At 49.8% G+C, this 14,415-nt stretch carries 7 protein-coding genes and 2 pseudogenes; 4 read left to right on the plus strand and 5 right to left on the minus strand.

Annotated elements, in window-relative coordinates; genetic code table 11:
• Positions 1–10: 10 nt before the first annotated feature.
• The 3 genes and pseudogenes from ACP158_RS14110 to ACP158_RS14120 form a co-directional block, all read right to left on the minus strand.
• Positions 11–1,000 (minus strand): hypothetical protein, encoded by a 990-nt coding sequence (locus ACP158_RS14110; RefSeq protein WP_424946743.1) that lies wholly within the window; start codon positions 998–1,000, stop codon positions 11–13.
• A complete protein-coding gene (locus tag ACP158_RS14115; RefSeq protein ID WP_424946744.1) occupies positions 993–2,231 on the minus strand; it encodes an AAA family ATPase in 1,239 nt (412 codons plus the stop codon). Before ACP158_RS14115 ends, ACP158_RS14110 begins: the two co-directional genes overlap by 8 nt.
• 138 nt (positions 2,232–2,369) lie before the next feature.
• Positions 2,370–3,311: pseudogene (locus ACP158_RS14120) on the minus strand (sigma-70 family RNA polymerase sigma factor); the annotation flags it as partial.
• 641 nt (positions 3,312–3,952) lie between these two features.
• Between ACP158_RS14120 and ACP158_RS14125 the strand changes: the two are divergent.
• On the plus strand, positions 3,953–4,948 hold the full coding sequence (locus ACP158_RS14125) for an IS5 family transposase (RefSeq protein ID WP_424946745.1): 996 nt from the start codon (positions 3,953–3,955) through the stop codon (positions 4,946–4,948).
• Between the two features lie 183 nt (positions 4,949–5,131).
• On the opposite strand, the gene ACP158_RS14130 is transcribed toward ACP158_RS14125, so the two are convergent.
• On the minus strand, positions 5,132–5,296 hold the full coding sequence (locus tag ACP158_RS14130) for a hypothetical protein (protein WP_424946746.1): 165 nt from the start codon (positions 5,294–5,296) through the stop codon (positions 5,132–5,134).
• A 46-nt stretch (positions 5,297–5,342) separates the two neighbouring features.
• Complete coding sequence (locus ACP158_RS14135; protein ID WP_424946747.1) at positions 5,343–8,657, minus strand: helicase-related protein; 3,315 nt, start codon at positions 8,655–8,657, stop codon at positions 5,343–5,345.
• 314 nt (positions 8,658–8,971) lie between these two features.
• On the opposite strand from ACP158_RS14135, the pseudogene ACP158_RS14140 reads away from it, so the two are divergent.
• The 3 genes and pseudogenes from ACP158_RS14140 to ACP158_RS14150 all read left to right on the plus strand — a co-directional run bounded on the left by ACP158_RS14140 (position 8,972) and on the right by ACP158_RS14150 (position 14,402).
• Positions 8,972–9,968 (plus strand): annotated as a pseudogene (locus tag ACP158_RS14140) (IS5 family transposase).
• 667 nt (positions 9,969–10,635) lie between these two features.
• A complete protein-coding gene (locus tag ACP158_RS14145) occupies positions 10,636–11,694 on the plus strand; it encodes a TRAP transporter small permease subunit (RefSeq protein ID WP_424946748.1) in 1,059 nt (352 codons plus the stop codon).
• Entirely contained in the window at positions 11,694–14,402 is a 2,709-nt protein-coding gene (locus ACP158_RS14150) for a TRAP transporter large permease subunit (protein ID WP_424946749.1), read from the plus strand. The genes ACP158_RS14145 and ACP158_RS14150 overlap by 1 nt, the downstream gene beginning before the upstream one ends.
• The last annotated feature ends 13 nt before the right edge of the window (positions 14,403–14,415 follow it).

A 14,415-nucleotide genomic window follows, 5' to 3' on the forward strand; every position in this document is an offset into this window, starting at 1 on the left:
CGGCGCTTGGTTATTTCGGTGTTGAGCGTGGCAAAAACAAGTTCTGTAATACCGCGCGGTAATAGTCGTCGTTGTCTCGGCTGTACTTCTTGAGCAACGGACTGATCCGCGCTTCGATAAACAACTCCTCCGTCACCAATCCTTTTTCTTTGACAAACCAGACAAATAGAATACGGGTAATTAGGCGAATAATGTGGTCTTCCATCGGCACCGGCTTGTTTGCAGGGCAGGGGAATTTCGCCGTCTCCACCGCCCATTGAAACCAGTTGAACAATTCTTTATAAAAGCGTTTGTTCAATTCTTCGGTGTCCAGTTTTGCCAGCCACGCCGCCAACAGGCCGTCGAAATTTTGCTGCTTTTGGTTTTGTTCAACCCAGCCCAGGCGATGGTCAAGGGAAAGTTCAGCGAGGATGTCAAGGTGTGCGCGGTGCGGGTTGTTGCAATCCACATTGCGTATCAACGAAACTTTGCCGAGCACATCCCTGTCTTTTTGGTTTTTGTGCTCGCGACGGTGGATGAAAGCGACGGTTGCCTGGCCGCGGTTGGTGAATAGCACTATTGTCGGCATTCCAAACCGTTTGTTAATCTCCCGCGTCATCTCGGCATATTTGCCGCGGGCATAGTCGGCCTGTTTTAATTTCACGGCGATGAACAGGAAAGATTTTATGTTGTTTTTGATAAAATCATTCCCTTCCAACAAATTCATTTGGCCAGACTTTCGAATTTCTTCGTCTGTTACCTGAAAAATGATGTGCACCGAGTCAACTGCTTTGAGAAAACTCTTCTCCGTTTTTGTGCCGGGCTTGCCGGTAAGCGAAGAAAATTTCTTTATAAATGCTTGCGGGCTGCCGTCCAATTCCAATGTGCGCTCACTGGAGTAACCCAGCACATTAAAAAACTCTCGCGCAGTTTTCTTAATACTGCTGTTTTTAAGCGCACTCAGCGCCTGCTTTATCTCTGTTTTAAGCATAGTGTTGTTGCTGGAATTAGCTTCAGTCATGGCTGCTTGTCTCGTCGGTACTTTCTGTGTGCATATGCCGACGGATGTATTGATCCAGCAGCGGCACTGCCAGGACATATTTTCCGTGCCGGTTTTTGAATATCATTCCTCTGTCAAACAATGTAGTCAACATCTGATTGGCGTGGCTGTTGCTGAACGCTTGCCCGGTCAATTTTGACTGATTCACAATTTCCTGCACGGTGAATTCCCCGTCACTGTTTTCAAGATGGGCGATCACGCCAAGCAAATCCCGTTGCCGATCGGTCAACCGCGCCCAGCGACCCTCGAAAAAATCATTGTCGAGTTTACGGGATATGCGCTCAATGATGCCCGTGCTTTTTTTATCAACAAACGGGCGAGCATCGGCCACATAATCGTATAACTCTCTGCACCAGAATTGAATAAAATAAGGATAGCCTTTGGTGAGAGCGTAAATTCCCTCGTTGGCAGAGTTAAAGAAAGTTTTTATTTGCTCCGGTTCTTTTTCCAGCGGTTTCGAGATGGCTTCACCGGAATCTTCATGGTTTAGATTGTCCAGCGACATCACCCGAAACATGCGCTCGGCATAGGTGCGAGAGCCAACCAGTTTGGGAAACAACGTAGGCAGCCCGGACAGCACCAGCATAAAAGGCGCACCTTGGCTTTGCAGGGAGCTGAAGACATCGAGCAACACGCCCAGAGGATATTCGTTGTCCGCGCTTCGATCCGCCAGATTTTGCGCCTCGTCCCAGGCAAAGATAATCCCTTTTTTATCCGGCATGTGCTTTTGCATCAGTTGCCATGCTTCAAGCAAAACGCGCTTGATTTTATCCGAAACCAACCCCGGCTCCTGCTCGAACAACGCCATCATAGTTTGGTAATCGAAGCGAATCGTTCGGCGTTCGGGTACATTGGTGAAACCGAGGGGATGCTGTTCATCAGAGGCATATTCCCAATCAGCGGAAAAGGTGTTCAAATCCGTCAACAGGCGCCGCGCAAGGTGGTTTTCGCTGACGGAAACCGCTTCGGAAATGTCGCTACCCACCCAAATCCAGCTGTTCTCAATGGCATCTTTTCTGAGTGCCGCGCGCATAAGAACGGTTTTGCCGATGCCGCGGATGCCCGTCAGCACCAGATTTTCCAATACTGGCGTTTGCTTCAGAAGCCGGGAGAATTCCCGTCGCTCGGCATCGCGTCCGGCAAGATAGGGCGGGGCGTGGGCGGCACCGGGGCGATATGGATTGTCGGTCATGATGATAATTATAGATAATTAGTTAAAAATATAAATTTAGTATTTTCTATAATTATATCTAAATTTGGGATTGATGCAAGCTTCATTTATACGCTTTTGTGGTCAAACCACAGGATAACAACAGCAATTATCCGCTCGTCAGATGTATTCCCAAAAACTGCGGAGATGGTCGGACCGACTTGGGTGTCCCAGCTTTCCGAGTGCCTTGGCTTCTATTTGTCGAATGCGTTCACGGGTAACACCGAACTGTTGACCGATTTCTTCTAGCGTATGACTGATATTTGTACCGATGCCGAAGCGCATTTGCACTACTTTTGCCTCGCGTTCAGTAAGCGATTCCAGAATTTTCTGGACGGCATTTTTCAGACCGGAACTGATAGCGATGTCGAGCGGCGCCTTGATGTTTTTGTCTTCGATAAAATCACCCCCGGGTGAGGTTTCGTCGTCGCCCATGAGAATTTCGAGCGGAATCATCTCTTCTGCCATCAATTTTATGGCCTTATCAGTCTTTATATTTTTATGATTCAGTATGTACACCGCCTCGTCGCGAGATGGAATGCTCTCATTCTCTGCAAAACCACCGAAATCCAAATCCTCATCATTGCCAATCATATCCATGGAAACTGGGTCGTTGACTACTTTCAGTAACTTGTCCACTTTTTCTTCGGCTAATTCCATTCTTTCCGCAAGCTCCTCGGGTAACGCTTCACGACCCTTTTCCTCCAAAAACTGCCGAGATACGCGATTGAGCTTGTTAATGGTTTCGTTCATGTGCACCGGGATACGAATGGTCTTCGCTCGATCGGCGATGGAACGGGTAATCATCTGGCGAATCCAGTAGTACGCGTAGGTCGAAAACTTATAGCCGCGGCGATATTCAAACTTATCAACCGCTGTCATCAAACCGATACTTCCTTCTTGAATCAAGTCCAAAAGATCAATGTCTGATGTCCATGAATATTTTTTGGCTATCGAAACCACCAGCCTCAAGTTAGAGCAGATAAATTTCTCTTTTGCCTTGTCGTGCATATTCTGCGCCAGTTCTTGTTCCTGATGTTTGGTAAGCAGAGACCATCGGCATATATTGTCGATGTAAGAGCGAAGAGTATCCGGTGCATCGCTGCGTTTACACAGAAGATTCATTTGATATTGAACCGGGACATTAACAAGATGCTGCACCACATCGCCCAACGTCCCCGAAGAACCGGATGTAATGATTCTCCGCCACCTCAACAGGAAATCTTTATGCTTCCAGCGCGGAGTCGTAAGGTGGATATTCATGGTCACGCCAGAACCAATCAAAGCATCCTTTTCCGGCTGGATTTTATGTTTTCTCTGCGCGGTCGCCGCAATCGCCATCCGGTTTTTATACCGAAACAAACCAATTACCGGCTGTGCAAATCCTTTGTTCAGCGCCCAGATGATGGATTGCAACTCGCCTTGAGTTAAGTAAGGCGAATAGCGTATATCTGCGGCTACGAAAACAATGGAATAGGCCAATATGCCACCGTCTTCTCCATGGGATGGTGACAAGCGGATTTCTCCTTTGGTAATTTGGAAAAGAAATAAGATTTTGTGAATGAGCCTGCCAAAAGTGTGGTGTTCTCCATCGGTCAATTTTTCCTTGATATAACTAGAGACCTTTGCATAAATCAAGCCTAAATCATACTTAATCTGGTAAAATAAAAAGCCCTCTAAACAACCACCAAAACCAACTCAAAATGTCCTGGAAACAAACCGCCCAACACTCAATGGCAGACATGCTTGTGGTCGAGCATAAATCCCTGAGCGAACTTGACGATGTGCACAGCATCATTAACTGGAAAGAGATAGAGACCACCCTGTCCAATCCATGCTCATCTAAAAGAGGCGTGCCTGCCTACCCGCCGCTGATGATGTTCAAGATTCTAATCCTGCAAGCGTGGTATAACCTAAGCGATGAAGCATTGGAAAAACAAATTGCCAGGGATTTGATGTTCAGGCGCTTTATTGACTTAAGTTTGAGTGAAGCGGTGCCAGACCACACGACCATCTGGCGTTTCAGAAACCTGCTGAACACTGAGAACCTTTTAGAGCCGCTATTAGAGCAAATTAACACGCACCTGGAGCAAAACAGCATTATCGTCTCAGTCGGTTCAATCAACATCATTGATGCCACGGTGATAAAAGCCAAGCAATCACGCAAACGCAAGGGCAAGGATGGCAATAACACGCAAGACCCGGAGGCCGGCTGCAACGTCAAGGTCGCCGCTGATGGCAAGCGCAAAACCACCTACGGCTTCAAGATGCACGCCAATACGGATGGACATGGTTTTGTCAAGAAGATGACCTGCACGCCAGGCAATGCGCATGACTCGCAAGAGAGGGACAAACTGCTGGTCAAAACCCATGGGCAAGTTTACGCGGACAGCGCCTATGCCAATCAGGAGAACGACAAGAAACTGGGCCGGCAAAACAATAAAGTTCTGCACCGGGCTTATAGAAACAAACCGTTGACCGACCAACAAAAACAGCAAAACAGGCAACGTTCAGGCATCCGTTATATCGTCGAGCGCACCTTTGGGCTATTAAAACAACATCACGGATTAGGTCAGGCAAGATACCTTGGGCTGGAAAGAAACAAAAGCAGAGCGCAACTGATTGCGATGACTCATAATCTTAAAACCGGGATGAATATTTTCAAGCAAATGCGAAGTTCACCGGCGTGTTGCGTCTAAAAGGCGGGGGGAAAGGCAAAACAGCAACCCAACCAACCAAAGCAAGTAAATCGGGTTGGTTTGTGAAAGTTTTTCAAGAAAAACGAGGCTTTTTGGAAATATCTTTAGGGTGTTAACGAGTCAAGACCCTGAAAAATCTCAGAAGTGAGATTATGAGAAATGATTATGGATTATGCAAAAGTCTCAACTAAATTGATTTAAGAAGTTATTTAGCGAGCCATCGCGCCCGTCTGAACCGATAACACGGTCGCTTGTTAATCCGAATTCTTTTAATAACTGAATTGCGCCTTCGCGCAACGGAGCACCCTCAAAATCATGTAGCGTCTTCCAGATCGTATCACCAGCCATTGATAATCTCTTCCAGATTGATGTCAGATTACGCGCGTCGGCATGCTCAACTACTGCCCTTAATCACCAGCCAGGTTACCAATTCAAAGTCGTTTGCGTTACGGGGTTGTTCGGATTGCCTGGACAGAATGCCATCACGGTTGTTAAGACTGCCCGCTTCCTGTCGGTCAAACTGTTTGCTTATGGCTAAAAAAACACTGTCCAGAAGTTGGTCGTATTTTCCCATATTCTGTCCGTTATCGGTTTCGCGGTCGAAAGCATCGCACCGAGGCAGCAACGGTTCATTTTTCCCGCGCGCCAATTCCCCGAAAAGTTCCAACACTTGCTTGGCGTGGGTGTAGTTGTAACGCACTTCGCCATCATCGCGTACGTAAACCAGGTAGTAGGCTTTCAGGGGGCTACGCACCCGTGCGTCTTTCGGTGGATTTTTATGCCGTAGGCAAAAAATCACGCCCGGGGTAGCGTTACGGATAAGGCTTTCCTGTTGCCACGCACAGTCCGCGATGGCATAAACCCCCAGTGGAGCGTTTTCCAATTGTTCACGATTTTGCTCCAGGTAGTTCATCAACTGCGCTAAAAAATCGTCGAGCGAAAAGTCGCTCAGTGTCACGCCGTCGTCAAGGTCGTCGAGGTCCAGCACTTCGTCACGCAGGCGACGCAGTTGCGCGTCGCGGAAGTTCTGTTCCATTTGGGCGTTATCACGTATTTCGTTGTCTGGCACCAGACGGTCGTCGCCAGTGGCGGAGGCATCCACTAGCGCCATGCGCGCTTCCACACGGCTTTGCAAATTTATGTAACGATCTAGTTCCTCCATGGGCCAAAAATTAATCATTTTAACTTCTTTGTTGCGACTACCGATGCGGTCAATTCGACCGAAACGTTGAATCAGGCGCACCGGATTCCAGTGGATGTCATAGTTGACCACCAGATCGCAATCTTGCAGATTCTGCCCTTCGGAAACGCAATCGGTGGCAATCAGAATATCGATCTCCGATTCGCCATCAACAATCGGCACACCATTTTCATCGCGCTTGAAACGACTGCGTCCTATGGGGGCAAAATTGGTCAAAATGTCGTTGAATTTGTTGTTGCCATAAGTGGTTTTGGTTGTGTCTCCCACCACCATTGCGTAATTTGCACCGAACTCCTCCATCAATGGCGATAGTTCCTTATGTAGATAAAGTGCCGTATCTTTGAATGTGGTAAATATCAGCACCTTGCGGTTTTCGCGTCCGTCTTTATCTGTCGTCGGGTTTTTTAGTTTGTCGCGGATTTGTTTATTCAACGCGGCCAGCTTGCCATCTCGCTGTGGGGTGATGGCGGCGACTTTTGCCAATACGTTGTTGAGAACACGGTGATCTTTTTTCAAATCGTCCAGCCATTGCGACAAGTCCAAATCTTTAAAGGCAAAAGGATGACGTGCTTTATTGACGATAAAATCCTCGTCTTCCAGTTCATCTTCCCAGTCATTTTCGGGGACTTCTTCATCGATGGCATGAGCAGATTGATAACGCTCTATCCTTGTCACTAGTTGATCGATCTTTCCCATGGTGCGCTGTAACGTGAGTGCCAGCGATGGCGCAGCACTTTCCAGACGCTTAAGAAAGTTCACGCGAATCATGCCAATCAACCATTTTTCGCGGTCAGCCTGATTAAAATTGAATCTCTTTTTCTCTTCCGCCAATTCCTGTTTTGCTTGTTCACTGATGACATATGCGGCCGGGGTATAGATTGACAGACCAAAGTTTTTAATTTCTTCGTTAAGCGCCTCAAAGGAAAGCTCACCCTGTAAGTCGGTCGGCGGCGTTTCGTTTTGCGGCATGGCTTGTTCGGGAAAACCGCCGATTTCTTTCACCACTTCGGGATAAAACTTTTTTATATGGCGGCGCGAGCGGGCGATAGAGACGGCATCCAATAGCGTGAAGAATTCACCGCCCAGTTGGTCGAACAGGTCGCGCTTGTGCTTTTCGCCGATTTGTTGTTCCCAGTGTTTGAACTGTTTTTGTGCGGCACTGAGCATGGCGCTAAGGTGTCCTATGCCGAGCGTCTCTTGGAAGGCGGCTTCGTGCTTTCCAGTCATAAAGTAAATCTGGTTGCGTAGATCGGTCAGCGATGTATTGACCGGCGTCGCCGACAGCATCAGCACGCTGGTTTTGCCGCCGGCCTTGATCACATCTTCTAGCAATCGTTCGTAGCGACTGCGACGGATAATTTCGCCGCTCTCGTCACGGGCACTACGGGATTCATTGCGGAAATTGTGCGATTCGTCTATTACCACTAGGCCATAAGATGCCCAATCAAATTCTGCCAGATTGATGCCGTTGGATTCACCCGAAACGCGCGATAAGTCGGAATGATGCAAGACTTCATAGTGAAAATTGTCGTCCTTGAACGGGTTGCCTTTCTGGCCGAACTGGGTGGGGTAGAGTTTCCAGTTTTCGTTGAGTTTCTTCGGGCAAAGCACCAACACTCTTTGGTTTTGCGCTTGATAGTAGCGGATGACCGCCAACGCTGTGTAAGTTTTGCCGAGCCCGACGCTGTCGGCGAGGATGCAACCGTTGTGTTGCCTCAAGCGATTGATGATGCCAGCCACGCCGTCGCGCTGGAATTGGTACAACGCTTGCCATATTCGTGTGTCCTTGAGGTGCGCATCGCCGAGTCGATCGCCGGTTTCTTCGCGTGCGCCCAACCGGTCGCGGAAGACTTCCAGCAAGGTTTTGAAGTACACGAATTCCGGCGAGCAGTTTTCGCCGAGCCGGCGCAGCGCGGCCAACACGTCTTTTCTGGCGTCCCGGGTCAGGTTTTCGTCCCGCCAGACATCATCGAACCAGTGTTTGAGCTGGTCGCAAGTATCGGTTTCGCTGACCGCTAGATTGAGTTCCAGATTTGCGCCTTGGTTAAAACCCAACCCGCGGCGCGTGAAATTGGAACTGCCGACAACCGCCGTGTCCAAAGCACCCTGCCGCTCGATGTGATACATCTTGCCGTGCAGAAAATTCGCTTGTTTTATGGTGCGGACTTTAACCCTACTCTCTTCCACCCATTTCTCGCAGTCCCTAGCCAAGCGTTTTTGTTGAAGCAATTGTTTTGGCAACAGACCTCGCTCGGTTAAGTCAAAGCCTTTGCCTTGTTTCTCACCCGGATCAACTTCGCCCACTGAGCCGGGGTCGCCATATAAAAACTGCACGGCGCCGACGTTCTCCAGCCGGTCCCGCAACATTTCATAAGCGTACACCGTAAAATACGCCGAAACGATGCGCAAGACCTTTGCGCCACCAGCGAGTTGCCCGCGCAGATATTCGCCGACGCTGGTTTGTGGACTACGGTTGTCTAATATGATTTGTTTTTTTGAGATGTTCATTTGTGGTAATTCAGATAGCAACCTACACTCTTCGGTGAGCGGGCCGAATGTTTACAATATCAGAACGTATAAGCACCTGATTATGAGGCCAAAAATACATTAATTGAATATTGTGAAGAGAGAAAACCACCTATTCGGATTCCGATTATGCTCAAACAATCGAAACTGTGGCTGTTTACCCGGAAATGCTAATATCAACCCACATGTTTCCGCGTAAACCCATTATTTAGAGACCTTTGCATAAATCAAGCCTGAATCATACCAAATCCGGTAAAATAAGAAACCTCTAAACAACCACCTAAAACCAACTCAAAATGTCCTGGAAACAAACCGCCCAACACTCAATGGCAGACATGCTTGTGGTCGAGCATAAATCCCTGAGCGAACTTGACGATGTGCACAGCATCATTTAACTGGAAAGAGATAGAGACCACCCTTGCGGGACTTTATTCATCTAAAAGAGGCGTGCCTGCCTACCCGCCGCTGATGATGTTCAAGATCCTAATCCTGCAAGCGTGGTATAACCTAAGCGATGAAGCATTGGAAAAACAAATTGCCAGGGATTTGATGTTCAGGCGCTTTATTGACTTAAGTTTGAGTGAAGCGGTGCCAGACCACACGACCATCTGGCGTTTCAGAAACCTGCTGAACACTGAGAACCTTTTAGAGCCGCTATTAGAGCAAATTAACACGCACCTGGAGCAAAACAGCATTATCGTCTCAGTCGGTTCAATCAACATCATTGATGCCACGGTGATAAAAGCCAAGCAATCACGCAAACGCAAGGGCAAGGATGGCAATAACACGCAAGACCCGGAGGCCGGCTGCAACGTCAAGGTCGCCGCTGATGGCAAGCGCAAAACCACCTACGGCTTCAAGATGCACGCCAATACGGATGGACATGGTTTTGTCAAGAAGATGACCTGCACGCCAGGCAATGCGCATGACTCGCAAGAGAGGGACAAACTGCTGGTCAAAACCCATGGGCAAGTTTACGCGGACAGCGCCTATGCCAATCAGGAAAACGACAGGAAACTGGGCCGGCAAAACAATAAAGTTCTGCACCGGGCTTATAGAAACAAACCGTTGACCGACCAACAAAAACAGCAAAACAGGCAACGTTCAGGCATCCGTTATATCGTCGAGCGCACCTTTGGGCTATTAAAACAACATCATGGATTAGGTCAGGCAAGACGCCTTGGGCTGGAAAGAAACAAAAGCAGAGCGCAACTGATTGCGATGACTCATAATCTTAAAACCGGGATGAATATTTTCAAGCAAATGCGAAGTTCACCGGCGTGTTGCGTCTAAAAGGCGGGGGAAAGGCAAAACAGCAACCCAACCAACCAAAGCAAGTAAATCGGGTTGGTTTGTGAACGTTTTTCAAGAAAAACGAGGCTTTTTGGAAATATCCTTAGAGTGTTAACGAGTCAAGACCCTAAAAAATATCAGAAGTGAGATTATGAGAAATGATTATGGATTATGCAAAAGTCTCAGGGAATAATACGGAACGGCTACTGCGTTTCTATCGTGAAATTATACCGAAGTGAAGTGATTTCCGTTGATGATGTGGGAGTGATTCTGTCGCTCGATTCCCCGTCGTCATTCCCGCTTTTCACACATTCCCGTCATCCCCCGCTTCCGCGAGGGCAGGCCCGCGCAGCGGAACACAACCGATAGGGATGGCGGGAGTGCAGATTTTGCTGAGAGCAAAAATCTGCCAACACCACAAGTCCAGGGCGTGCGCCGACCTAGCCGCCGGGCAATGTCAGCGGCTGCCGCCGCTGGGTTTTTTCACTGGATTATCGGGTCAAGCCCGATAATGACGAATCGGAAAGCGGGGGAAAGATGGCTTGGCTTGGAATCGTGATAACATCCGCAAGAATGACGGTTTCGAGGAGCCCAAGAATCACTCACGCCACCCCAACGACAACGCCTTGTTCAGCATCATTTTAGAATGGGAATAGACTTGCTGTCTGTGCCTAAAAGTTTCGTTATGTGGAACATCGTCATTAGAGCATTAGCGGCATGGATGGTGGCGGCGCTGTTTCTGTATCTGCTCGATAACACGCTGATTTTCTGGTTCGATTGGCCTGGAATCAGCAAGACGATGACCCATTTCGGCGGGTTAATTAACGCTGGCGACGCCGGGCAGTCTTTCAAGTCATTGTCAACCGCCGAGGTTGTTCGGGGCTGGATTCAATTGCTGGCATTCCTGGGCAGCTTTGTGGTTATCGTTGCGTTGGTAGTGCACACCCGTTCGCGCCAGTTGCGCCAGGATGCAACATTATATTCTCGAATCGCCGCCTTTATTGTCAGGGCCGCTTTCTGGTCGGTATTTCTGGTCGGGCTGGTCGATATGGCAATCTCGTTCTTGCGCGTGGAAGAATTTCTTGCTGTTTTTGTCGGCCGCCGTTTTACCACGCAACTTGGAATCTCCGCATTTCGCGGCGCCTACATTCACTTCCCTTTGATCATGCTGGCCATCGTCATTGCCTCATTCACCCGCACCCTGGGATTCATTTGGCTGGCTTTGTTAATTGTCGCCGCCGAGTTTGTCATCGTCATTACCCGCTTCATTTTTTCCTACGAACAGGCGTTCATGGGCGATCTGGTCAGGTTCTGGTATGCCGGATTATTTTTATTCGCAAGCGCATACACCTTGCTCCACGACGGCCATGTGCGCGTCGATGTGCTGTACACCAACTTCAGCGCAAAAGGCAAGGCGTTGACCAATACATTTGGCGCGCTGCTGCTCGGCTTGCCGCTGTGCTGGAATATACTTATTCAGGGCTTGTCCAGGAAAGGCAGCATTATTAACAGCCCGTTACTGAACTTTGAAATTTCCCAAAGCGGGTTTGGCATGTACACCAAGTACCTCATGGCAGCCTATTTATTGGTTTTCTCGGCCAGCATGATCGTTCAGTTCGTCAGTTTTATATTGAGCAACGTGGCCGACTATCGCGGCGATGCCGACCCGGATGGTCAAGAATTACCTGAGGAATTACCCGAAGAATTACCTGAAGGCAATTCGTGATGGAACTGGTATTTCTGGGCCTATTAATCCTGCTGATGATTGTGTCATTAAGCTCAGGATTTCCCGTTGCCTTCGCCCTGCCCGGCTCGGCCATTGGTGCGATTGGGCTGGCCGCGCTTTGCGGCTATCTATTCGCCGGCGACCCAGGCGCGTACTTCGCTCAGGATGGGCCGGTGCAGTGGCTGACCGCGGGGGTCACCAACTTCCGCAGTCTGTATTGGCAAGTGGAACGGGATACCTTAATCGCGATACCGTTGTTTGTTTTTATGGGCATCATGCTGCAGCGGTCGAAGGTTGCCGAGGATCTGTTGGTCGCCATGGCGCAATTATTCGGGCCGGTTCCGGGCGGACTGGGCATTTCCGTGGTCTTCGTCGGTGCGCTGTTAGCGGCAACCACCGGCATCCTCGGCGCCACCGTCATCGCCATGGGCCTGATATCGCTGCCAGCGATGCTGCGAAATAATTATTCAAAGCCCCTGGCCTCAGGCATTATATGCGCCTCAGGCACCCTTGGCCAAATCATTCCGCCTTCCATTGTGCTGATTATCCTGGCCGACCAACTGGCCAATGCCGCCGATCAGGCGCGCACGCTGCGCACCGCGGATTACAAGGAAGCGACCGGGGAATTCACCATGCCCGCGGCGCTCGACATCACCTCCGCCAGCGCCGGCGACATGTTTATGGGCGCGCTGGTTCCGGGGCTTATTCTGGTCGGCTTGTACATGTTGTACATTTTGATCACCGCGACGCTAAAACCGGGCGCTGCGCCGCCGGTGCCCTATGCCGGGAAATATGATCGTCAATTCGTGTATAAGATCGGGATCGCCCTGATCCCGCCGTTGAGCTTGATTTTCGCCGTCTTGGGCTCCATCGTGACCGGCATCGCCACGGTCAATCAGGCCGGCGCCATTGGCGCGGCCGGCGCGATTGTGATGGGCGGTTACCGATTGTTTGAGACGAACAAACATCGCTATACCCCGCTGTTGATCACCATCGGCTCGGGCCTGATTATTCTGGTGTTGCACAAATCATTCGACCTGAATATAAAAAATATCAGCAGCCAGCGAGACTTGATCGGCGTGATTTTGGCGGCGGCGGCGGTCTTGGCGTTTATCGGCGCCATCGTTTGGAGCGGCTGGCGAACCTTTAAAATCAATGACACTTTAGTCGGGGTGATGAGCGACACCGCGAAAACCACCTCCATGGTTTTCATCATCCTCATCGGCGCCGCCATGCTCACCGCCGCGTTTCGCGGATTTGGCGGCGAGCAATTGGTGCGAGAGTTCCTGACCGGGCTGCCGGGCGGATTTTGGACCCAGTTCATCGTCGTGATGGCGGTGATTTTCCTGCTTGGCTTTTTCCTCGACTTCATCGAAATCGCGGTGGTGGTGGTGCCCATCGTCGCGCCGATTCTGCTGGCCGACCCGGCCGCGAATATCACCGCGGTTTGGTTGGGCGTGATGATCGGCTTGAATATCCAAACCTCGTTCCTGACCCCGCCGTTTGGATTTGCGTTGTTTTATCTTCGAGGCGTAGCCCCCATAAAAGTCAAGACCACCCATATCTATAAGGGCGCGGTCGCATTTATCGGATTACAGTTGGTCGGCCTGACCATCACCGGGTTTTTCCCGGGCTTGGTCAACTACATGCCGAACCGGACATTTTTAACCGCGGAAACCGCGCCGCCGCCGGTAAATCCAAAACTGCAATTCTGTATCGAGAACAGGGTGTTTTCTGAATACGCCAACGATGAAACGAGCATACGAAACCGCATTGCCAGGGCGCGCGCCAACGATTTCAGCGTATTGCCGGATCAATATCGGCAACCGTTGATTGCCAGTTTTGATCTGGCTGAAAACACTTTCGATTTAGTGGCTCATGTTAATGTGGTTGCTGCTGAACTGGCGGCCTACTCAATTGAATTCAAGCCATTACATGCCGATATGCGTGAACTGCGCCACCAGCTAAAGTCAATCCATAATCTGCTGCAGGCCGCTCAAAAGAAGCATGACCGAATTTCGAGAAACGCCGCCACTACCCGGGCAACCCGGGCACAACTCGACTCTCTCGAAACCAGTATTTTTAATCTGCAACAGGAACTCAAAGCCGCCGAACAGATTATTCCATCAAATTGGGAGGAGGCCAGCGCGACCTACAAACAATTAGCGACAGCCGAAAAAAACGCGCGCCGCGCCTATCGACGAAATGTTGATGCCGCATATCAATCATTACAAAATACGCTGTTGGTCATCGGACAAGGAAATGATCTGGCCCGGGTTGAAACACCCCTGTTGGATTTGCGGCTGCACATTGAACCTGGGCACATTGAAGCCGCGGCGTCTATCGAAAATCCAGAGTTGGCAATCGAAAAAATCAAGTCTGTTGAATCCCAACTAAACGAGTTGGCTGGGATAGCCGAAATCAAGTCGAAACTGTCCAAGTCCAGACGCGCACTGAAAGGCGATGCTCCAGATTTCACCCCGGATTTCAATGACGCCAAGGAATTTCACCGCGAAGCAATCGATCTGCTGAACCTTGAACTTGCTTGGCGAAGCCGCGCGACCGCGCTGCTGGATGAATTAAATCAATACGACAACGCCATTAAAACCAATATCGGTCTGCGCCTGCAACCGCGCTTAACCCAATCCCAGGCAAAAGACATCGCCGCCTGCCAATCGGCGCATCGTGATATTTCGCTGGAGTTTTAGCGGGAGCCACGCC

It is taken from the genome of Candidatus Spongiihabitans sp. (genome assembly GCF_965247905.1).
GTDB lineage: Bacteria > Pseudomonadota > Gammaproteobacteria > Arenicellales > Poriferihabitantaceae > Spongiihabitans.